Here is a 19,751-nt window from a genome sequence, read left to right on the forward strand (position 1 = left end):
AAGTCCGACGACCGTGGCGGAAAGGCGCCAGGTGGCCGTCGATCCTGCGGAATGCCAGCCGGACCGATCGGCACTGACGGCAGGACTTGCAGCAAGAACGGCCGAGCACAGCGCGGCCGTGGAAACAGGATGTTGCCCAGCCCCCCGCCCGAACTGAGCGGGGTCTACTCTTGCCAGGTCATGCGGAACTCCGCCGCGCCGTCCGTGGATCCCCTGGCCGCGCCGCCGGAACGCTACCGCCTGCTCGCGCCGCTGCGGCGCTACCTGGTGAGCGTGGTGGTCCTGGCGCTGCTGCCGCTCGCGGCGCTGCTGGCCTGGCAGATCGTGCGCACGGCAGGCGACGAACAGGCGCAGATCGAGGGCGACCTCGCGCGCTCGGCGGCCGCGTTCGCGGCAGCGGTGGACAGCGAGATCCTGGCCTCGCTCGACGCCCTCACCGCGCTGTCGCACGCCGAGGCCCTGCGCCGCGACCTGCCGGCGGCCTTCGAGCGCCTGCTGCGCACGCGCCCGCCGACGCGCCGCGACTGGCAGGGCGTCTTCCTGGTCGACCCGCGCGGCCGCTTGCTGCTGGATTCCGGCGCGAACCGCGCGCCGATTGCCGACGCGTTGCCGGCGCTGCGCCAACGGGTGCTGGAGACCAGCCAGCCCGCCGTGTCGTCGGTGCTGGAAGGACCTGGCCGCGAGCTCGTGCTGCTGGCCGTGCCGGTTGCCCTGGACGACCAGACCGGGGTGCTGGGCGCGCGCCTGCCGGCCGCCACCTGGCAGCGCCTGGCGGGGGCGGCGGGGCGGCCGGAAGGCGGGTACGCGGTGTTGCACGACGCCCGCCAGCGCGTCATCGCCACCAGCCTGCCCGGCCCGCTGAAGCCGGGCGCCCAGTTGCCGCCCGGCCCCGTCGCCGCCTCCCGCGGCCGCCCGTTCGGCGTCGAGCGCACGGCCGGCCTCGACGGCAGCGAGGTCTATGCGGCCTGGCAGGTGGTGCGGTCCGCGCCGGGCTGGGGGGTGCAGATCATGGTGCCGGCCGCCCCCATCGTGGCCGCCCGCCAGCGCACCGTGGCGACCGCGCTGGCGGCCGGCGCCGGCAGCCTGCTGCTAGGGGCCTTGCTGGCCTCGCTCGCCGCGCGCCGGGTCACCCGACCGCTCAGGACGCTGGCGGCCGAAGGCCATGCGGGGCTGCCGGGCCCCATCGAGGTGCAGGAGATCGCCATGCTGCGCGACGCCCTCCAGGCGGCCTCGCTCAGCGATGCCCGCTCGCGCCGGGCGCTGGAAGAGGACATCGCGAAGCGGCGCCGCATCGAGGACGAACTGCTCGAGGCCCACCAGGTGCTGCAGGAGCAGCAACGCCTGATCGAGCTGACCCAGGAGGCCGGGCGGGTGGGCTTTTGCCAGTACCGGTTCGACACCGGCGAGCTGTTCTGGACCCAGGGCCACTGCAAGCTGTTCGGGCTCGACGGGCTGGACGGTGACGGCCTGGCTGCCTGGCTCGACCGCATCGGACCGGAGGATCGCGAGCGCGTGCGCGGCCTGCTGGACACCGCCTGTGCCGAACGGCACGACGCGCTGACGGTCGAGTACGCGGTGCCGCAGCCGGACGACACCGCCCGCTGGCTGTCCAGCCGGCTGCAGTTCGAATACGACGACGCCGGTGCGCCGCTGCAGTTCGCGGGCGTCTCGGTCGACATGACCGACCAGCGCGAAGCCGAGCTGCAGCGCGAGGAGCTCACCCGGCGCGAGGTGACGGCCCGGCGCGACGCCGAGGCGGCCAGCCGCGCGAAGGATGAACTCCTGGCCATGCTGGGCCATGAGCTGCGCAACCCGCTGGGTGCGATCTCGGCCGCCGCCGACGTGCTCGAGGCCGCACCGCCGGCCAGCAACAGTGCCGGCGAGGCCCGCGCCATCATCGGCCGGCAGGCGCGCAACCTGGCCCACATGGTCCACGAGCTGCTCGACGTCGGCCGTGCGATCACCGGCCAGCTCACGCTGGCGCGCCGCCCGGTCAACCTGGCCAGCGTGCTGGACCGGCTGCGTGGCACCCTGCAGGTGACCGGCGAATCCGGGGCCCACGAGCTGCACCTGGATGCGCAGGATGTCTGGGTCCACGGCGACGCCGTGCGCCTCGAACAGGTGCTGTCCAACCTGCTCGGCAATGCCCTGAAGTACACGCCGGCCGGCCGCCGGATCGACGTGACGATCCGCGCCGAGGGCGCCACGGCCGTGATCGAGGTACGGGACACCGGCAGCGGCATTGCGCCGGCACTGCTGCCGCGCGTGTTCGACCTCTTCGTCCAGGGCGAACGCCCGCTCGACCGGCGTGCCGGCGGCCTGGGCATCGGCCTCACGCTGGTGCGCCGCGTGGTGGAACTGCACGGCGGCACCGTCGCGGCCACCAGCTCGCCCGAGGGCACCTGCTTCACGCTGCGCCTGCCGGCCATCGACCCGCCGTTGCAGCCGGAGGGCGACACCCTGCCGCCGGGACGGCGGCGCCGGGTGCTGGTGATCGACGACAACGCCGACGTGCTGGCGGCACTGCGCAGCAAGCTCGAGCTCGACGGCCACAGCGTGAGCACGGCCGCCGACGGCATCGACGGGCTCAACCGCCTGCTGCGCCAGCAGCCCGAGGTGTCCATCGTCGACATCGGCCTGCCCGGCCTCACCGGCTACGAACTGGCCCGCCATGCGCGCGCCGCGGGCTATGCGGGCCGCATGATCGCGCTGTCGGGCTACGGGCAGGAGCGCGACATCCACGATGCCCTGGTGGCGGGCTTCGACGCCTACCTCGTCAAGCCGGTGGAACGGGGCGAGCTGCGCGCCAGCCTCCGCGCGGCCTGACCGCTGGGCTTCAGTGCGAGGGAGCTGATCTTTCTTCCAACGCATGCGTGCGGTTACACCACCGCAGGCCCATGCGCGCGAATAATCAGCCCGGCATTTGCCCGCCCGCAGGCGGGAGGGAAGCAGGGGGAGGTTCAGGATTCCCATGGCCCACGCACTGATCGTCGAAGACGACGTCGACGCCGCACGCATGATGGCGCAGCTGGTCGCGGCCGAAGGGTTCTCTGCAGCCACCGCGCAGTCGCTGCGCGAGGCGCGCCGCCAGATGGCCATGCAGCAACCCGACGTGGTCCTGCTCGACCTGCAGCTGCCCGATGGCAACGGCATGGCCCTGCTCGACGACGCCGACCTGATGGGCAACTCCGAAGTCGTGCTCATGACCGGCCACGCTACCCTGGAGACCTCGATCCAGGCGCTGCGCTACGGTGCCGCCGACTACCTGGTCAAGCCGGTCAGTGCGCGCCAGCTGCAGGGCATCCTGTCGCGGGTGATGAAGCCCTCGGTGCTGCAGGACGAGGTGCGCACGCTGCACGACGACCTGCGGCGCACCGGCCGCTTCGGCCACCTGGTGGGCACCTCGCCGGCGATGGAGCTGGTCTACGAGCAGGTCGCCCGCGTGGCCGGGACCTCGGTCACCGTCTTCGTCACCGGCGAGAGCGGAACCGGCAAGGAACTGGTGGCGCGCACCGTGCACGACCTGAGCCGCCGGCGCGCCAAGCCCTTCCTGGCCGTCAACTGCGGCGCCATCTCGCCCAACCTGATCGAGAGCGAGATCTTCGGCCACGAGAAGGGCAGCTTCACCGGCGCCGAGCGCCAGCACCAGGGCTTCTTCGAGCGCGCGCACGGCGGCACCCTGTTCCTGGACGAGATCACCGAGATGCCGCTGGAGCTGCAGGTCAAGCTGCTGCGGGTGCTGGAGACTGGCACCCTGATGCGGGTGGGCTCGACGACCCCCCAGGAGACCGACGTGCGCGTGGTCGCCGCAGCGAACCGCGACCCGGCGCAGGCGGTGTCGCAGGGCCGCTTCCGCGAGGACCTGCTGTACCGCCTGAACGTCTTCCCGATCGAGCTGCCCCCATTGCGCGAGCGGCCCGACGACCTGCCGCTGCTGGTCACGCACTTCCTGCACGACATCGGACAGCGCGAAGGCGCCACCAAGCGCGTGACCCAGGCAGCGCTGGACCGGCTGGCGCAGTACCGCTGGCCGGGCAACGTGCGCGAGTTGCGCAACGTGCTGCAGCGCGCCTGGGTGATGACCAGCGGGCCCGAGATCACCGACCAGTGGCTGCCCCGGAACGTGCCGCTCACGGCAGGCGTGGCGGTGCCGGCGGTGGCGGCCCCGGCCCCGGGAGCCGCCGCCCCGGGAGCCGCCACCATCGAGGTGACGGTGGGCACGACGCTGGCGGCGGTGGAACGCCAGGTGATCCTGGCAACCCTGAACTACTACGGCCACCACAAGGAGCGCACCGCCGCGGCTCTCGGCGTGTCGCTCAAGACCCTGTACAACCGGCTGAAGGACTACGGCCTCTAGTGCGCGCGGACGCCACCGGACACCACCGGGTCCTTGCCGATCGCTTCTTTTTCATCCGGATGCAGACCGCACAAGGTTTGGGCGCGCCTGCGGATGGGCACGCAGGCAGTGGGGCCGGGCACGCCCGTTGCCAATCTTCGGGCTCCGACAACGTTCATCCAACCGGAAAGGACAGGCATCCCATGGCTTCGCAAGACTCCACCCCCCAGAAGCAGGACACCTCGGGCTCCGGCCCGCGTCGCAGCCTGCGTGGCTTCGCGGCGATGGACCCGCAGCGCCAGCGCGAGATCGCCAGTCTCGGCGGACGTGCCGCCCACCAGAGCGGGCATGCCCACGAATTCACCACCGAGGAGGCCCGTGCCGCCGGCAAGAAGCGGCACGCGGCACGCAGTGGCGCCGACAGCCCGCGCTGAAGCCGGCCTCACCGTCGAGCTGTAGGACACGGCGGCGGTCGGCCACCCCTCCCCGCCGACACGGCGCTGCCTGCATCCGTTCCACGATATGGCGCAGGCAGGATCCGATGACCACCGAGACCCACTCCGACCCGCTCGCCCCGTTGCACGAGGCGAGTCGGGCGCTGTGGCTCGCGACGCTGTCGCTGATGGCCGCGTTCATGCAGACGCAGGCGCCGGCGCACCGCGTGCTGATGGCGCGCCGCATCGCCCGCAACTTCGAGACGCTGCACCAGCAGGAATGCTTCTCGCCCGATTGCCGGCGGCGCTTCGCCCGCCTGGGCGCGCGCTGGCAGGCACAGGCCGACCGGCTGCACGCCGGTACCGCACCGTCGCGCTGGACCACGCTGCTGCACCGGCTCGGGCTACGGTGAGCGCGGCGCGACTGTGCGCACGCACCTACACCACGCGGCGCGTGGTGCCGACAAGCGCGCGGGCGCGCGAACTGCAGACTTCGCCTTCCACCTGAACCCCGCACGATGGCGAAGACCAAAGGCATGGCCCCCACCTCCACGCGCGCGCTGTGGAAGGGTGCCATCACGTTCGGCCTGGTCCACATCCCGATCGGCCTGTATTCCGCCACTGCGGAGAGCGGCGTCGACTTCGACTGGCTCGACCGCCGCACCATGGACCCGGTGGGCTACAAGCGCATCAACAAGAAGACCGGCAAGGACATCGACAAGGCCGACATCGTCAAGGGCGTGAAGTGGCAGGGCGACGAGTACGTCGTGGTCAGTGCGGAGGAGATCGCCAAGGCCTATCCGCGCACCACCCAGACGATCGAGATCGAGGCCTTCGTCGACGCCGACGAGGTGCCCTTCGTCTACCTCGAGCGGCCCTACTACGTCGGTCCCGTGAACAAGGGCGACAAGGTCTACGCGTTGCTGCGCGAGGCACTGAAGCAGACCAACAAGGTCGGGATCGCCAAGGTGGTGATCCAGACCAGGCAGCACCTGGCGGTGGTGATCCCGTGCGGGCCGGCGCTGGTGCTGAACCTGTTGCGCTGGGGCGGCGAGATCCGCTCCTGGGAGGACCTGCGGCTGCCGCCCGCGGACGCCAAGTCGGCGGGCGTCAAGGAAGCCGAACTGACCATGGCCAAGCAGCTGATCGAGGGCATGACGGCGCACTGGAGCGCCGACGATTTCCGCGATTCGTTCAAGGACGAGATCATGAAGCTGGTCGAGTCCAAGGCCAAGGCAGGTGACACGGCCGAGGTGACCAAGGTCGAGCCCGCCACGCCGGCCGGCGGCGCCGACGTCATCGATCTCACCGAACTGCTCAGGCGCAGCCTGCGGGGCGGCAAGGACGCCGCTGCGCCCGCACCGGCCGTGGCACGCAAGCCGGCCGCCCGCAAGACCGCCACCCCCAAGAAGGCGGCACCCGCCAAGTCGCGCGCCAAGCGCGCCGCCTGACCGTGCAGCCCCTGCTCTACCACGCGCTCTGGGTTGCCGCGGCGCTGGCGCTGATCGCGCTGGCCAGCGCCCTGATCGCGCGCCGCCTGCGCTGGAGCGACCTGCGCCGCGCCACGGCGGAGCAGGCGCTGGACGCGCTGGCACGCTATTCGGAGTGGCTCGCGCTGCAGCGCCGCACGGCGCTCTTCCAGGGCGACCGGGCGGCGGGGAGCTCTCCCTTGGCGGAGGTGCGCCGGGCCCAGCAGGCGTGCTTCCCCGAGCTGGCCGCCGCCCTGGTGCCCCTGCTGGAGGTGCATGCGCGCATCCTCGATTTCCTGTGGCAGCAGCAGCTGCTGCGCACCCGCGACCCCGAGGCCTGGCTGGAGTCGGACCACGACGCCCGCTTCATGGCCCTGTGGGCCGACCAGCGGCTGGCCGTGCACGGACTGGCCGAACGGCTGCGCCGGGCGGCCGGCGAGGGCCTGGTGGACGCGGAACCCGAGTCCGTCTTCCCGGCCTAGGGGTGCCCCATGAAAAAACCCCGGGAGACCGGGGCTTCTGCTGTCTCGCGACCAGCGACCCAGGCGGGCCGCCGGGATCAGGCGCTCGGGCCTTCGCTGGACGGGGTGGAGCGGGCTTCGGCGGCGCGGCGGGTGCGCACCTCGACGCTGCGACGGGCAGCCGCCCGGGCCTCCTCGCGCGAGAACTGGTGGGCGCGGCCGGCTGCATGGGCAGTGCGGCCACCGAGGGCTGCCACCTGCTTCATCTTCTCGGCGTCGAGAAGGGCGAAACCGCGCTTGCGAGGGGTATCCGAAGGCTGGGTCATGGTTGGCTCCTGGGTGAAGAAAAGAGGTACCCCATCCTTGGCCAAGCTCAGCGGGGGTCGTGTAGGACAAAGCCCCATGCGGTCGTCGGCAGCCGTCGCCAGGTCGTCGGAAGGCCCGCGCGGGCCGGCGGGAGTAAGTCCTTCGACTGATGAGCTCGTTCCGGCGACAGCCCCAGGGCCCTCGGTAACAACCCGGTACCTTGGTCTGCTGGCGGGGCGCCAAACGCGCAAGAATGGTCCGATGGCCACTGTCCAGACCCCCTCGATCACCGACGCCCAGCGCGGTGAACTGCGCCAGTTGCTCGATCGGCGCGAGGCCGACCTGCGTGCCGGCATCCGCCTGCTGCGCGAGGCGCTGGCCGCCCCTGCCGGGGTGGCGGAGGTACGCGACTCGGTGGAGGACGGCGACGCGCGCGCCGCCTCCAGCACCGAGCTGACGCAGCTGCGCCGGCTGGAGGACGAACTGCACGCCGTGCTGCATGCCCGCGACCGCATGCGCAGCGGCGACTACGGGCGCTGCGAGGAGTGCGACGAGCCGATTCCCCTGGGCCGCCTGCAGGCCCGTCCGGAGGCCCGCCTGTGCCTGCAGCACGAGGAGGCCTGGGAGAAGGCGCACCCGCAGGGCGCGCCGGTGCAGGCTACTTGATCGCCTGGATGCGGTCGTACAGCTCGCGCGGCCACGGCGCGTCGGGCGCGGTCAGCGGTCCCTTCACCGCGGCGGCGAACGGCGCCCGGTCGACCTTGGCCACCGTCTTGCCCTTCTTCTCGAAGTCGGCCACCAGGCGCGTCTCGGCGTCGTAGATCTCCTGGCCGGCACGCGAGGACGCTTCCCAGAGCACCTCGTCGAACAGCTTGCGGTCCGCCGCATTCAGCTTGTTCCAGGTCGGCCCCGCCACGATGGTGACCAGCGACTCGGTGATGTGGCCGGTGAGGGTGATGTACTTCTGGACCTCGTAGAACTTCTTGGCCTCGATGGTCGGCAGCGGGTTCTCCTGCGCGTCGACGGTACCGTTCTGCAGCGCCAGGTAGACCTCGGCGAACGCGATCGGCGTCGGGTTGGCGCCCACCGCCTTCGGGAACATCGTGAACAACGGCGCGTCCGGCACGCGCAGCTTCAGCCCCTTCATGTCCTCGGGCTTGGTGATGGGCTTGTTCGACGTCATGTGCCGCAGCCCGTAGTAGGTGTAGCCGGCGATGTGCTGGCCGCCGGTCTTCTGGCCGTAGGCGGCCACGATGTCCTTGAACACCGGCCCGTTGCGGAACGCCTGCCAGTGCGCGTAGTCGCGGAACACGAACGGCGCCGACGCGATCGACATCGGCGGGTAGGCGCGGCCGGCGAACGCCATGCCGGTGTAGATGATGTCCACCGTGCCCAGCGTGAGGCCCTGGTTGATCTCGGTCTCCTTGCCCAGCGACGAGGCCGGGAACACCTCGATCTCGTAGCGGCCGCCCGAGCGCTTCTTGATCTCCTCGCCCGCCCACACCGCCTGCTTGTGGTACGGCTCGGAGGTCTCGTAGACGTGCGCCCACTTCAGCTTGGTGGTCTGGGCGCCGGCCAGCGGCGCCGCCAGCGCGAAGGCCGCGAGCGCGGCAAGGCGGGTGAGGGTCCTGCGGTGCATGGCTTGTCTCCTTTTGTTGCGGCCGGCGTGCCGGCCTGGGGCCAGGAAGCAGGACGCCCCCCGGGGGGGCGTCCTGGATCAGTGTCCGAGCACCACCGACGGCAGCCAGAGCGAGAAGGCCGGCACGTAGGTGACGATCAGCAGCGCGGCGATGAGGGCGCCGTAGAACGGCCAGATGGTGCGCATGACGTAGCCCACCGAGACCCCGCCGATGGCGCAGCCGACGAACTGGGTCGTGCCCACCGGCGGCGTGTTCAGGCCGAGCGCGCAGTTGATCAGCAGCATCATGCCGAACTGCACCGAGCTCATGCCGTAGTGCTGGCAGATCGGCAGGAAGATCGGCGTGCACAGCAGGATGGTGGCCGCCATGTCCAGGAACGTGCCCAGGATGAACAGAAACACGTTGACCAGCAGGAAGATCAGCCAGGGCTGGGTGGTGATCGAACCCAGCATCTTGCCGGTGAGGTCGGCCACGCCGTACAGGCTGATCAGGTAGCCGAAGGTCGACGAGATGCCGATCAGCAGCAGGATGACCCCGGTGGTCTTCACGGCCTTGGACGCCGCCTTGATGAACTGCTGGCGGCTGAGCGACCGGTACACGAACACCGTCAGCGCCAGCGCGTACAGCACCGCCACCGCCGCCGATTCGGTGGCGGTGAACACGCCCGACAGGATGCCGGCCAGGATCAGCACCACCACCAGCAGCCCCGGCAGGGCGGAGGCGAAGGCGCGGGCGACGGCATTCCAGCCCGGGAACTTGCCGGCCGGGTAGCCGCGCGAGACGGCCACCAGGTAGGCCGCCACCAGCATGCAGATGGTGAGCACGGCCGCGGGCATCAGGCCGGCCAGGATCAGCGCCGCGATGGACACCTTTCCGCCCGCCGCCAGCGTGTAGATGATCATGTTGTGGCTGGTGGGCATGAGGGCGCCGACCAGCGAGGCATGGGTCGTCACGTTGACGGCGTAGTCGGCGTGGTAGCCCTCCTTCTTCATCATCGGGATCATCACGGCGCCCATGGCCGAGACGTCCGCCACGGGCGAGCCCGAGACGCCGCCGAACAGCGTGCAGGCCACCACGTTGGACATGCCCAGGCCGCCGCGCACGTGGCCGATCAGGCTCTTGGCGAAGTCGACGATGCGGTCGGCGATGCCGCCGTACAGCATCAGCTCGCCGGCGAAGATGAAGAACGGGATGGCCAGGAACGAGAACGCGCCCATGCCGGAGGTCATCTGCTGGAAGCCCACCGCCAGCGGCAGGCCCTCGTACAGCAGCGTGCCCAGGGCCGACAGGCCGATCGAGAAGGCGACCGGCACGCCCAGCAGCAGCAGCCCGAAGAAGCTGCCCGAGAGGATGAGGAGAGGGATCGTCATTGCCAGGCAGGCTCCACTTCGCGGCCCTGTGCCAGGGCGATCAGGTGCTCGATCGAGAACAGCACCATGAGGGCGCCGCAGACGGCGGCCGGCACGTACTTCCAGCCTTCCGAGATGCCCAGCGTGGGCAGCCGGTAGGTCCACACCGAGTGGACCAGGTAGGCGCAGTTCCAGGCCATGGCCGCGCCGAAGATGAGGATCAGGGCCTGGATCAGGTATTCCATCTTCAGGCGCAGCGCCTCGGGCGCCAGCACCAGGAACGATTCGAGGCCGATGTGGCCGGCGTCGCGCACGCCCACGGCGGTGCCCAGCATGGTGACGTACAGCACCAGCAGCAGCGCCAGGCTCTCGGCCCAGGTGGGCGTGCTGTTCAGGACGTAGCGGCCGAAGACCTGCCAGGTGACTGCGCAGATCAGGGCCACGATGCCGGCGATGCCCAGCCACATGCAGCCGCGCGCAATGGCGCGGCACAGGCGCGTGTACCAGCTGGCCGGCGCGGCCGCCGGCACGCCTTCGGTGCCGGCGGCCTGCGCGGCCTGCGCCGCATCCAGCGGCAGCGGGGCCTTGCCATCGGCCGGGAGGGGCATCGCCTGCGAGCTCACTTGGTGTCCTGCACGCGCTTGATCATCGCCTTGAGCTTGGCGTCGGTGATGAACTTGTCGTACACCGGCTTCATGGCGTTCTGGAACGAGGCCTTGTCGACCTGGATGATCTCGGCGCCGCCGGCCTTGACGGTGGCCAGCGACTTCTCCTCGCGCTCGTCCCACAGCTTGCGCATGTAGGGCACCGACTCCTTGGCGGCCTGGCGGATCGCCTTCTGGTCATCCGGCGTCAGGGTGTCCCACACGCGCTTGGAGAACAGCAGCATCTCGGGGGCCATCGAGTGCTCGGTGACCGAGTAGTACTTGGCCACCTCGAAGTGGCGCGAGCTCTCGAACGAGGGGTAGTTGTTCTCGGCGCCGTCGACCAGGCCGGTCTTGAGCGCGGTGTAGACCTCGCCGAAGGGCATCGGGGTGGCGTTGGCTCCCATGGCCTCCAGCAGCGCGACCCACAGGTCGGACTGCTGCACGCGGATCTTCATGCCCTTGGCATCGGCCAGCGTCTTGACCGGCTTCTTGGCCGTGTACAGGTTGCGCGCGCCGCTGTCGTAGTAGGCCAGGCCGACGAAGCCCTGCGGCGCGCAGGCCGCCAGGATCTCCTCGCCGATCGCGCCGTCCAGCACCTGGCGCATGTGCGCCTTGCTGCGGAACAGGAACGGCATGGTGGGCACCTGCGTCTCGGGGCAGATGTTGTTCATCGGCGCGATGTTCACGCGGGTCATCGCCAGCGCGCCGATCTTGGTCTGCTCGATGGTGTCCTTCTCGCTGCCCAGGGCGCTGTTGTTGAACACCTTGATGGTGTGCTTGCCGTTGGTCAGCGCCTTCAGGCGCTCGCCCATGAACTTCACCGCCTCGACGGTGGGATAGCCGTCCGGGTGGATGTCGGACGAACGGAATTCCGTGGCCTGGGCGCCGAGCGCCGTCAGGGCCAGGACGGCGGTGGCGAGCGTCTTGAGCTTCATGCTGTCTCCTGGGTGGTGAAGTCTTGGGTGGGGAACACGGTGCAGGCCGGCTCGGCCAGGCCGCGCACGCCGGGGCGCAACGCGAACAGGCCGCCGGCGAGCGGCTGGTCGGCGAGGTCGCCGCCCGGCCGGATGGAAGTGACGAGCAGCAGGTCGAGCCCGGCGCCGCCGAAGGCGCACATGGCCGGCTTCTTCACCGGCACGGCCAGCGAGCGGTCGAGGCGGCCGTCGGGCGTGAAGCGATGCACCAGGCCGGCGTCGTTGCCGCAGATCCAGTAGCAGCCGTCGGCATCGACGGCCGCGCCGTCGGGGCGGCCCGGCAGCGGGCGCATGTCGACGAACGGCCGGCGGTTGCGCGGCGTGCCGCTGTCGGTGTCGTAGTCGTAGGCCCAGACCTGCTGCACCTGGGGGTGCGAATCGCTGAGGTACATGGTGCGGCCGTCCGGGCTGAAGGCCATGCCGTTCGGGGTGATGAAGCCCTGCTCCAGCGTCCGCAGGCCGCGGCCGTCCAGCGCGTAGAGCACGCCGTCGGGGCGCGCCAGGCCCATGTCCATCACCATGGTGCCGGCCAGCAGGCGGCCCTGGCGGTCGCAGCGGCCGTCGTTGAAGCGCATGCCGCCCGCCGCGTGCCGCACGGCCGCCAGCCGCGTCGCGGCGGCGGCCCCGCCGCCGGCCGGCAGCGTGAGCCGGAACACGCCGCTTTCCATCGCGGCGATCCAGCCGCCCTGGCCGTCGGCCGCGATGCAGCCGGCCATCTCGGGCAGGGTCCAGCGCGTGACGCTGCCGTCCTCGCGCCAGCGCAGCAGCAGCCGGTTGGGGATGTCGGACCAGTACAGCGCCTGCTCGGCCACCGACCACACCGGGCTCTCGCCGACCGCATTGCGGGCATCCAGCAGCAGCTCGGCGTCCATCGGTCGGCTCAGAGGGTTTCGAAGGGGCCGGCCTTGACGAAGCCGCCGCCCTGGAACTTGCCGCCCAGGTCGGACGGATCCAGCGCGGGCTGGGCCTCGACCTTGGCGCGGAACGGCTCCGAGCTGTCCTTGGGACGGTAGCCGAGGTGGGCGGCCTTGGCGTTGTCCCACCACACCTCGCGGTTGGCCGACATGCCGTAGACGATGGTGTGGCCCAGCTCCGGCGCGAAGAGGCAGCAGCGCACCAGCTCGGTCAGGTCGTCGTAGCTGAGGAACGTGACCATCATCCGGCGGTCCTTCGGCTCGGCGAAGGACGAGCCGATGCGCACGCAGGCCGTCTCGATGCCGTAGCGGTCGAAGTAGAAGCGCGACAGGTCCTCGCCGAACGACTTGGACAGGCCGTAGTAGCTGTCGGGCCGGCGCGGCGCATCGGCGTCCAGCTGCAGGCCCTGCGGATGGAAGCCGATGACGTGGTTGGAGCTGGCGAACACCACGCGCTTGACGCCGTGGCGGCGGGCGCCCTCGTAGAGGTGGAACACGCCCTTGATGTTGGCCTCGACGATCTGCTCGAAGGCGTGCTCGGTCGAGATGCCGCCCAGGTGCACGATGGCGTCACAGCCCTGCACCAGCCGGTCGACCCCCGCCTTGTCGGCCAGGTCGCAGGGCACCACCTCCTCGCCGGCACGGGCCGGGGCCATCGGAGCGATGTCGGACACCCGCAGCACCTCGGCGAAGGCTGGCAGGCGGTCGCGCAGGACCAGGCCGAGGCCGCCGGCGGCGCCGGTGAGCAGGAGACGGTGGAAGCGCGCGTCGGTGGTCATGGCCTGAATTCAGATGTCAGTTGTCGTACGACTTCGGGGATTATCGTGACTCGCTCCCCGGGACATCTACGGGTAATCCCGGAGGTTGCGCTACCTTCCAAGCTCATCCATCTTGAATGCATTCGGCAAAGTTGTACGATGACCTTGCCCATGCCGTCCCCCTCCCCCGCCTCCTCCCTGCAGTTGCAATCCGGCGCCCTCGCCTGCGTGGTCGAACCGGCGCTGGGCGCCTGCCTGCGCTCGCTGACGCTGGGCACGCTGCCCGTGCTGCGCCCCTCGCCGGCCGACCTGCCGACCGCCCGCCAGGCCGGCAGCTACCCGCTCGTGCCCTGCTCGAACCGCGTGGCGAACGCCCGGCTGGCCTGGAACGGCAGGACCTGGCCGCTCACGCCCAACAACCCGCCGGAGCCCCACGCCATCCATGGCATCGGCTGGCAGCGGGCCTGGACGGTCGTGCGGCACGACGGGGCCTCCGCACTGCTCGCGCTCGACCACCCGGGCGACGCCAGCTGGCCGTTCGCCTTCCGCTGCGAGCAGGCACTGCGCATCGAGCCCCAGGCGCTGGTGCTCGAGCTGGCCCTGACCAACCGGGCGCCCGAACCGGCCCCCGCCGGGCTCGGCTGGCATCCCTTCTTCGTCAAGCGGCCGGGCGCCCGGCTGCAGGTGGCGACGACGGCCCGCTGGCAGATGGGCGAGGACAAGCTGCCGACGGTGCGCACGCCCGACCGCGGCATCGACCAGCCATGCGACACGCTCGACGTCGACCACTGCTTCGATGGCTGGGACGGCCAGGCGGAGCTGGTCGACGACGCGCTCGCGGTGCGCGTCACCTCGTCGCTGCGCCACGTCGTGGTGTTCACCAACCCGTCGCGCGCCGCCGTCGCCATCGAGCCGGTGAGCCATGCCAACAACGTGTTCGGCGAGCCGGCGCTGGGCGAGGGCCTGCCGCCCGGGCTGCTCGGCCGCACGGCGCTGGCGCCGGGCGAGACGCTGCGCGCCTGGATGCGGATCGAGGTGCACGCGCGCGGTGCCTGAGCGCCGCCGGCTGGCCTATTCAGCCTGGATGCGCAGCGTCTGCACCAGGCGCGACCAGCGCTCGCGCTCGGCGCGCATGAAGGCGTCGAACTCGGCGACGGACATCTTCGGTTCCGCGATGGAGCCCAGCGCCTGCAGGCGCTGCACCACCTCGGGCTGGCGCAACAGGGCCTCGACGTCGCGGTTCACCCGCGCCACCACATCGGCGGGGGTGCCGGCCGGCGCGAACAGGCCATTCCACCCCGTGTACTCGAAGCCGGCGAAGGTTTCCGACAGGCTGGGCACGGTGGGCATCTCGGCCAGCCGCTGCGCGGTGCTGGTGGCGAGGGCACGCACCTGGCCGCCCTTGACGTAGGCCGACAGGGCGGCGTCGGGCAGGCACACCAGGTCGATCCGGCCGCCGATCACGTCCTGCATGGCATCGGTGGCCTTGGTGTAGGGCACGTGGTTGAACTTCACCCCGCCCAGCTCCGCCACGCTGTCGGCCAGCATGCCGGAGAAGGTCTTGGGACCTTCGGTGGCGACGCTCACGGAGCCGGGCGCGGCCTTGGCCTTGGCGAGCACTTCGGCCAGGGTGCGGGCCGGGAAATCGGCCCGCGCCGCCAGCAGGAACGGGCTGCGCCCGACCAGGCGCACCGGCACGAAGTCCTTCGCCGGGTCGTACGGCAGCGACTTGAACGTGTAGACATTGGTCACCATCGCCGCCGTGGTGGCGTAGTAGAAGGTGTAGCCGTCGGCCGGCGACCGCGCCGCCGCCTGCGCGCCGATCACGTTCTGCCCACCGGGCTTGTTGTCGATCACCACCGGCTGCTTCCAGCTGCGCGACAGCTGCTCGCCCAGGTAGCGCGCCAGGATGTCCGGGCCCGAGCCGGCCGGCTGCGAGAGGATCAGCTTGACGGGCCGCTCCGGCCACTGGCCCTGGGCGAAGGCATGCGGGTGCAGTCCGGCCAGCGCGGAGGCGGCAGCGGACAGGGCGAAGGTGCGGCGTCTCATGGTGTTGTCTCCTCGAGGGATGGTTCGGATGCGGGGATGGACTGCAGGCGCCGCGCCCACCCCGCCAGCAGCGAGGCGATTCCGGCGTCGTCCGTCGCGGTGCCGTACACGTAGTGGTCCGGCCGCACCAGCGCGGCAACGCAGCCGTGGCGATCCATCCACTGCGCGACCACGCCGTCGGCTTCCGGCCGCTGCGCCAGGTCGAGCAGCGCCAGCCGGTGCGGCAGGTGGCGGGGCGCGCGTGCGCCGGCGGCCAGCACCAGGCGCCAGCCGCGGCCCACGCTCTCGTCCATCAGCCGGCCGTCGTCGGCCAGCCGGGGTTGCGGGAACAGCGTGCCGCGCCCGCTGGTGTCGCCGGCGGCCAGGAAGCCGCCCTCCAGCCGGGGCAGCACGTCCTGGCGCGGCGTGTCCTTCACCACCCCGCCGCAGTCGGCCAGCAGCCTGGCGTCGCGCGCCCGCGCGCTGGCCGGGTCGCGCTCGCAGATCACCGCACCGATCGCCTTGATGCGGCTGGTGAGCTCGCGCACGTGCGCCTGCCGCTCGGTGCCGTAGCTGTCGAGCAGGTCGTCGGCGGCGGCACCGGTCGCCTCGCCGCGCAGCACGGCATCCAGCTTCCAGGCCAGGTTGGCGACGTCGCGCACGCCCTGGCACATGCCCTGGCCCAGGAACGGCGGCTGCATGTGGGCGGCGTCGCCGGCCAGGAAGATGCGGCCGGCGCGCCAGCGGCTGGCCACCAGCGCATGGAAGCGGTAGCTCGCCTGGCGCCAGAGCCGGCCCTCGTCGGGCGTGATCCAGCGCGCCAGCAGCTCCCAGGTGCGCGCCTCGGTGGCGGCCTCGCGCGGGTCCTCGCCCGGCAGCAGCGAGATCTCCCAGCGGCGGTGGTTCTTCGGCCCTATCACCAGGGTGCAGGGCCGCTGCGGCTCGCAGTACTGCACGCTGGTCGCCGGCAGCCGGGCCAGGCCCTTGTCGTTGACCAGCACGTCGACCACCAGCCAGGGCTCGTCGAAATCGAGGTCGTCCAGCGGCAGGTCGAGCGCGGTGCGCACGAAGCTGGCCCCGCCGTCGCAGGCGATCACGTACCGGGCCGTGACGGTGGTCGTGCGCCCCTGCGCGTCCAGCACCTGCAGCGACGCGCCCTGCGGTCCCTGCGCCACCGCCACCACCTGCGCCTCCAGCTCCACCCGCATGTTGGGCAGGGCCGCGAGGCGGTCCCGCAGGGCCCGCTCCACCGGCGGCTGGGTGAAGACGATGGACGGCGTGTAGCCCTGGGGATAGGGCGGCGCGACCATCGTCATGCGGCGGATCAGCTGGCCGTCGGCGCCGAAGTACTCCGACGGCGTGAAGGGCTCGCAGTGCGGCGCGATCGCGTCCACCAGGCCCAGCTGCTGGAACACCCGCATGATCTCGTGGTCCAGCGCGATGGCACGCGGGATCTCGTACACGCCGGGCAGCCGGTCGCAGGCGTAGACGCTGTGGCCCGCCTGCCCGAGCAGCGCCGCCGCCACGGCGCCGCTCGGCCCCAGCCCGACGATGGCGACGTCGACCACGGGACCGCTCATGCCGCCTCGTCCACGATGGGGTTGGACAGCACGCCGACGCGCTCGATCTCCACCTCGTAGGTGTCGCCGGCCTTCATCCACACCGGCGGCGTGCGGGCCTGGCCGACGCCGGCCGGCGTGCCCATCACCAGCACGTCGCCCGGCTCCAGCGTCATCACGTCGGCCAGCAGCGCGATGGTCTCGGCCACGCCGAAGATCATGTCGGTGGTGTCGGCGTCCTGCATCACCCGGCCGTTCAGGCGGCCCTGGATGCGCAGGCCGGTGGCGCCCGGCGGCAGTTCGTCCGCGGTCACCAGCACCGGGCCGAAGCCGCCGGTGGCATCGAAGTTCTTGCCGATGGTCCACTGCGGCGTGCGCTTCTGGTAGTCGCGCACGCTCATGTCGTTGAAGCAGCTGTAGCCGAACACGTAGGGCAGCGCATCGGCCTCCTTCGTGTGGCGCGGCACCGTCCTGCCGATCACCACGGCCATCTCGGCCTCGTAGTCGAACCGGGTCGACACGCGGGGCACCACGCCCGGCTCGCCATGCGCCATCAGCGAGGAGGCGCCGCGGAAGAAGAACCAGGGGTAGTCGGGCTTGTCGCGGCCGCCTTCCTTGGCGTGGTCGTAGTAGTTCAGGCCCAGGCAGACGATCTTGCCGGGCTCGGGCACCAGCGGCGCCAGCCGCACCGATGCCATCGGGATGCGCGGGGCCCGGCTGTCCAGGGCGGCGCGGGCGGCCGCGTGCAGGTCGATGCCGGCCTTGAGCGCGGCGCGCAGGTCCGGCGGCACGTGCGGCTGCGCGGCGTTCAGGTCGATCAGGTCGGTGCCGGCGGCGACCGCCAGGCGGGGTGCGCCGTCGCGCAGGTAGGTGGTGAATTGCATGGGTGGGCTCGCAGGGGAACAGGGGTGTCAGGCGATGGGCGCGAACAGCACCCGCCGCTGCGCCTCCTTCAGGTCGGGGCCCGGCGGCGGCGAGATGCCCCACTGGTCGACGCGGCCGGGCGGCCACTTCCAGTCGGCGGGGCCGCGCGGCACGTAGCCGGCGTCCACCTGCTGCACCTCGGCCGTGTACTCGATGACGATGCCGAACGGGTCGATGAAGTAGTTGAAGAGGTTGTTGCCGGGTCCGTGCCGTCCCGGCCCCCACTGGATGGGGAAGCCGGCGTCCTTCATGCGGCCGCCGCCGCGCATCACCGACTCGCCGTCGGGCATGAGGAAGGCGATGTGGTTCAGCGCGTCGTTGTCGGCCACGCCCACCGCCAGCGTGTGGTGGTCGCCGTTGCAGTTCATGAAGGCGATGGCCACGGTGCGGTCGGCCAGGGTGAAGCCGAGCGCCTGCTCCAGGAAGCGCTGGGTGTCGTCGACGGCATGGCTGTTCAGCACCACATGGGTGATGCGCTCGGGCCGGTCGCGGGCCGGCGCCGGCGTGCCGCGCCGGTCGCCGTGCACGACCTGGAACACGCGTCCGTGCGGGTCGCGCAGCAGCAGGCCGATGCCGCCGGCCGGGTCGTCCGCGAGCGGGCCGATGGCGCGCACCAGCGTGCCGCCGGCCGCCACGGCGTGGTCGGCCACCGCCTGCAGCCCGGCCTCGTCGCGGGCGCGCAGCGTCACGTGGCGGATCTGCGGCACCGGTCCGCCCGCGTGCAGCGCGAGCAGGTAGCCGTCCGCGCCGCTGCCGCGCAGGTACAGCACGCCGTCGGCGCGGTGCGCCACCTCGAGGTGCCACACCTGGGTGTAGAAGCGTTCGGCACGCGCCAGGTCGGGGACGTCCAGCGCCACGCTGCGCAGGCCGAGGATCCAGGGAGAGCTCATGTCGTTGCGGTGTCCGGAAGGCCGAGGAAGCGCTCGGCGTTGTGGCGCACCAGCTGCGCCGCGACGGCGGGCTCGAAGCCCGCCTCCTCGATGCGCGCCACCGGCGTGCGGTCGTGGAAGTTGAACGGGTAGTCGGTGCCGATGAGGAGTTGCGAGGCGCCGAAGGTCGCCACCAGGTGGCGCAGCATCGGCGTGTCGAACACCAGGGTGTCGTAGTAGAGGCGGCGGGCCTGCTCGGCGGGCGACTGGGTCACGGCCTCCTGCAGCGCAGGAAACACGTTCCAGCCCTGCTGCAGGCGCGGGAGCAGCGAGGCCAGCGTGCCGCCGCCGTGGCTGAAGGCGATGCGCAGCCCGGTCCGGCGCACCAGCAGGTTGCCGGTGATCACCGAGGCGGCGGCCAGGCCGACGTCGCCGGGATAGCCCAGCACCTGCTGCAGCGCCGGCGGGCCGACCAGCCGGTCCATGCCGGCCGGGCGGATGGCGTGCACGAACACCGCGGCGCCCAGCGCCTCGCAGGCCTCGAAGAAGGGATCGAACGCCGGCGCGCCGATCGGCACGCCATTGATGTTGCTGCCCACCTCCACGCCGGGAAAGCCGAGCGTGCGCACCACGTGCTCCAGTTCGCGGATGGCGAGGTCGACGTCCTGCAGCGGCACCGCGCCCAGGCCGGCCAGCCGGCCGCCGCTGGAGGCGGCCATGCCGGCGATGACCTCGTTGGTGTAGCGCAGCAGCTGCTGCGCATCGGACGGTTGCATCCAGTACGACAGCAGCTCCGGCATCGGCGAGAGCACCTGCAGGTCCAGGCCCATGGCAGGCAGGTCGGCGATGCGCCGGGGCGCGTCCCAGCACCGGTCCGAGACGGTGCGGTAGGTCTTGCCGGCGATCACCACGTTGCGGTGGCAGGCGTGCGCCGCCTCCATCGACGGCCAGTCGGCCGGCACGGCCGACCCCAGGTAGCGCGGGAAGTGCTCCGGCACCACGTGGGCGTGGGCATCGATGCCGCAGGCGCAGCGCAGGCGGATGGGGCGGTCGTGCGCCCTCTCGGTCGGCATCGTCATGGGT

General features: G+C 71.6%; 20 protein-coding genes. 8 read left to right on the top strand and 12 right to left on the bottom strand.

Translation table 11 applies throughout. The features are described 5' to 3' along the window. Positions 1–180 precede the first annotated feature (180 nt). The 6 genes from GON04_RS22255 (at position 181) to GON04_RS22280 (ending at position 6,721) form a co-directional block, all read left to right on the top strand. On the top strand, positions 181–2,826 hold the full coding sequence (locus GON04_RS22255) for a hybrid sensor histidine kinase/response regulator (protein WP_198349390.1): 2,646 nt from the start codon (positions 181–183) through the stop codon (positions 2,824–2,826). 145 nt (positions 2,827–2,971) lie between these two features. Continuing rightward, on the top strand, positions 2,972–4,357 hold the full coding sequence (locus tag GON04_RS22260; RefSeq protein ID WP_157400162.1) for a sigma-54-dependent transcriptional regulator: 1,386 nt from the start codon (positions 2,972–2,974) through the stop codon (positions 4,355–4,357). A 182-nt stretch (positions 4,358–4,539) separates the two neighbouring features. Continuing rightward, positions 4,540–4,770: a KGG domain-containing protein gene (locus GON04_RS22265; protein WP_157400163.1), complete on the top strand. Its 231-nt coding sequence runs from the start codon at positions 4,540–4,542 to the stop codon at positions 4,768–4,770. A gap of 107 nt (positions 4,771–4,877) precedes the next feature. Further along, complete coding sequence (locus GON04_RS22270; RefSeq protein WP_157400164.1) at positions 4,878–5,183, top strand: hypothetical protein; 306 nt, start codon at positions 4,878–4,880, stop codon at positions 5,181–5,183. Between the two features lie 105 nt (positions 5,184–5,288). Further along, complete coding sequence (ku, locus tag GON04_RS22275; RefSeq protein ID WP_157400165.1) at positions 5,289–6,221, top strand: non-homologous end joining protein Ku; 933 nt, start codon at positions 5,289–5,291, stop codon at positions 6,219–6,221. Positions 6,222–6,223: 2 nt separating this feature from the next. Continuing rightward, on the top strand, positions 6,224–6,721 hold the full coding sequence (locus tag GON04_RS22280) for a hypothetical protein (protein WP_157400166.1): 498 nt from the start codon (positions 6,224–6,226) through the stop codon (positions 6,719–6,721). Positions 6,722–6,798: 77 nt separating this feature from the next. Here GON04_RS22280 and GON04_RS22285 read toward each other — a convergent pair whose 3' ends face one another. Next, positions 6,799–7,026, bottom strand: coding sequence for a general stress protein (locus tag GON04_RS22285; RefSeq protein WP_157400167.1), 228 nt, complete (start codon positions 7,024–7,026; stop codon positions 6,799–6,801). Positions 7,027–7,267: 241 nt separating this feature from the next. Here GON04_RS22285 and GON04_RS22290 point away from each other — a divergent pair, with 241 nt between their 5' ends. Beyond that, positions 7,268–7,672 carry a TraR/DksA family transcriptional regulator gene (locus GON04_RS22290; RefSeq protein ID WP_157400168.1) on the top strand — a complete coding sequence of 135 codons (405 nt, stop codon included), beginning with the start codon at positions 7,268–7,270 and terminating at the stop codon, positions 7,670–7,672. Here GON04_RS22290 and GON04_RS22295 read toward each other — a convergent pair. From GON04_RS22295 to GON04_RS22320, 6 genes are all read right to left on the bottom strand, one after another. Further along, positions 7,665–8,645, bottom strand: a complete 981-nt coding sequence (locus GON04_RS22295; protein ID WP_157400169.1) for a sialic acid TRAP transporter substrate-binding protein SiaP — start codon at positions 8,643–8,645, stop codon at positions 7,665–7,667. The genes GON04_RS22290 and GON04_RS22295 overlap by 8 nt on opposite strands. Positions 8,646–8,723: 78 nt before the next feature. Further along, positions 8,724–10,016 (bottom strand): TRAP transporter large permease, encoded by a 1,293-nt coding sequence (locus GON04_RS22300; RefSeq protein WP_157400170.1) that lies wholly within the window; start codon positions 10,014–10,016, stop codon positions 8,724–8,726. Further along, complete coding sequence (locus tag GON04_RS22305; RefSeq protein WP_181653786.1) at positions 10,013–10,462, bottom strand: TRAP transporter small permease; 450 nt, start codon at positions 10,460–10,462, stop codon at positions 10,013–10,015. The genes GON04_RS22300 and GON04_RS22305 overlap by 4 nt, the downstream gene beginning before the upstream one ends. Positions 10,463–10,614: 152 nt before the next feature. Next, the gene (locus GON04_RS22310; protein ID WP_157400172.1) at positions 10,615–11,577 is read right to left on the bottom strand and encodes a TRAP transporter substrate-binding protein; all 963 of its coding nucleotides are present in this window, start codon (positions 11,575–11,577) and stop codon (positions 10,615–10,617) included. Further along, positions 11,574–12,488, bottom strand: a complete 915-nt coding sequence (locus tag GON04_RS22315; RefSeq protein WP_157400173.1) for an SMP-30/gluconolactonase/LRE family protein — start codon at positions 12,486–12,488, stop codon at positions 11,574–11,576. The genes GON04_RS22310 and GON04_RS22315 overlap by 4 nt, the downstream gene beginning before the upstream one ends. Before the next feature lie 8 nt (positions 12,489–12,496). Beyond that, positions 12,497–13,309 carry an NAD-dependent epimerase/dehydratase family protein gene (locus GON04_RS22320; RefSeq protein ID WP_157400174.1) on the bottom strand — a complete coding sequence of 271 codons (813 nt, stop codon included), beginning with the start codon at positions 13,307–13,309 and terminating at the stop codon, positions 12,497–12,499. 150 nt (positions 13,310–13,459) lie between these two features. Here GON04_RS22320 and GON04_RS22325 point away from each other — a divergent pair, with 150 nt between their 5' ends. Continuing rightward, complete coding sequence (locus GON04_RS22325) at positions 13,460–14,344, top strand: aldose 1-epimerase (protein ID WP_157400175.1); 885 nt, start codon at positions 13,460–13,462, stop codon at positions 14,342–14,344. 15 nt (positions 14,345–14,359) lie between these two features. On the opposite strand, the gene GON04_RS22330 is transcribed toward GON04_RS22325, so the two are convergent. From GON04_RS22330 to GON04_RS22350, 5 genes are read right to left on the bottom strand one after another with little or no spacing between them, the layout of a single operon-like run. Then, a complete protein-coding gene (locus tag GON04_RS22330; protein WP_157400176.1) occupies positions 14,360–15,337 on the bottom strand; it encodes a Bug family tripartite tricarboxylate transporter substrate binding protein in 978 nt (325 codons plus the stop codon). After that, entirely contained in the window at positions 15,334–16,896 is a 1,563-nt protein-coding gene (locus GON04_RS22335) for a bifunctional 3-(3-hydroxy-phenyl)propionate/3-hydroxycinnamic acid hydroxylase (RefSeq protein ID WP_157400177.1), read from the bottom strand. Before GON04_RS22335 ends, GON04_RS22330 begins: the two co-directional genes overlap by 4 nt. Next, positions 16,893–17,759: a fumarylacetoacetate hydrolase family protein gene (locus GON04_RS22340; RefSeq protein ID WP_157400178.1), complete on the bottom strand. Its 867-nt coding sequence runs from the start codon at positions 17,757–17,759 to the stop codon at positions 16,893–16,895. The genes GON04_RS22335 and GON04_RS22340 overlap by 4 nt, the downstream gene beginning before the upstream one ends. Before the next feature lie 27 nt (positions 17,760–17,786). Beyond that, positions 17,787–18,689: a VOC family protein gene (locus tag GON04_RS22345; protein ID WP_157400179.1), complete on the bottom strand. Its 903-nt coding sequence runs from the start codon at positions 18,687–18,689 to the stop codon at positions 17,787–17,789. Next, on the bottom strand, positions 18,686–19,747 hold the full coding sequence (locus GON04_RS22350; RefSeq protein ID WP_232533168.1) for an amidohydrolase family protein: 1,062 nt from the start codon (positions 19,745–19,747) through the stop codon (positions 18,686–18,688). Before GON04_RS22350 ends, GON04_RS22345 begins: the two co-directional genes overlap by 4 nt. Positions 19,748–19,751: the final 4 nt, after the last annotated feature.

The sequence above is a fragment of the Ramlibacter pinisoli genome, assembly GCF_009758015.1.
GTDB classification, from domain to species: domain Bacteria; phylum Pseudomonadota; class Gammaproteobacteria; order Burkholderiales; family Burkholderiaceae_C; genus Ramlibacter; species Ramlibacter pinisoli.

What these genes read in the sequence shown, in the direction of transcription:
- GON04_RS22255 (WP_198349390.1), top strand. Translation starts at nt 181, where the DNA reads ATGCGGAACTCCGCCGCGCCGTCCGTGGATCCCCTGGCCGCGCCGCCG.
- GON04_RS22260 (WP_157400162.1), top strand. Translation starts at nt 2,972, where the DNA reads ATGGCCCACGCACTGATCGTCGAAGACGACGTCGACGCCGCACGCATG.
- GON04_RS22265 (WP_157400163.1), top strand. Translation starts at nt 4,540, where the DNA reads ATGGCTTCGCAAGACTCCACCCCCCAGAAGCAGGACACCTCGGGCTCC.
- GON04_RS22270 (WP_157400164.1), top strand. Translation starts at nt 4,878, where the DNA reads ATGACCACCGAGACCCACTCCGACCCGCTCGCCCCGTTGCACGAGGCG.
- ku (WP_157400165.1), top strand. Translation starts at nt 5,289, where the DNA reads ATGGCGAAGACCAAAGGCATGGCCCCCACCTCCACGCGCGCGCTGTGG.
- GON04_RS22285 (WP_157400167.1), bottom strand. Translation starts at nt 7,026, where the DNA reads ATGACCCAGCCTTCGGATACCCCTCGCAAGCGCGGTTTCGCCCTTCTC.
- GON04_RS22290 (WP_157400168.1), top strand. Translation starts at nt 7,268, where the DNA reads ATGGCCACTGTCCAGACCCCCTCGATCACCGACGCCCAGCGCGGTGAA.
- GON04_RS22295 (WP_157400169.1), bottom strand. Translation starts at nt 8,645, where the DNA reads ATGCACCGCAGGACCCTCACCCGCCTTGCCGCGCTCGCGGCCTTCGCG.
- GON04_RS22300 (WP_157400170.1), bottom strand. Translation starts at nt 10,016, where the DNA reads ATGACGATCCCTCTCCTCATCCTCTCGGGCAGCTTCTTCGGGCTGCTG.
- GON04_RS22305 (WP_181653786.1), bottom strand. Translation starts at nt 10,462, where the DNA reads ATGTGGCTGGGCATCGCCGGCATCGTGGCCCTGATCTGCGCAGTCACC.
- GON04_RS22310 (WP_157400172.1), bottom strand. Translation starts at nt 11,577, where the DNA reads ATGAAGCTCAAGACGCTCGCCACCGCCGTCCTGGCCCTGACGGCGCTC.
- GON04_RS22315 (WP_157400173.1), bottom strand. Translation starts at nt 12,488, where the DNA reads ATGGACGCCGAGCTGCTGCTGGATGCCCGCAATGCGGTCGGCGAGAGC.
- GON04_RS22320 (WP_157400174.1), bottom strand. Translation starts at nt 13,309, where the DNA reads ATGACCACCGACGCGCGCTTCCACCGTCTCCTGCTCACCGGCGCCGCC.
- GON04_RS22325 (WP_157400175.1), top strand. Translation starts at nt 13,460, where the DNA reads ATGCCGTCCCCCTCCCCCGCCTCCTCCCTGCAGTTGCAATCCGGCGCC.
- GON04_RS22330 (WP_157400176.1), bottom strand. Translation starts at nt 15,337, where the DNA reads ATGAGACGCCGCACCTTCGCCCTGTCCGCTGCCGCCTCCGCGCTGGCC.
- GON04_RS22335 (WP_157400177.1), bottom strand. Translation starts at nt 16,896, where the DNA reads ATGAGCGGTCCCGTGGTCGACGTCGCCATCGTCGGGCTGGGGCCGAGC.
- GON04_RS22340 (WP_157400178.1), bottom strand. Translation starts at nt 17,759, where the DNA reads ATGCAATTCACCACCTACCTGCGCGACGGCGCACCCCGCCTGGCGGTC.
- GON04_RS22345 (WP_157400179.1), bottom strand. Translation starts at nt 18,689, where the DNA reads ATGAGCTCTCCCTGGATCCTCGGCCTGCGCAGCGTGGCGCTGGACGTC.
- GON04_RS22350 (WP_232533168.1), bottom strand. Translation starts at nt 19,747, where the DNA reads ATGACGATGCCGACCGAGAGGGCGCACGACCGCCCCATCCGCCTGCGC.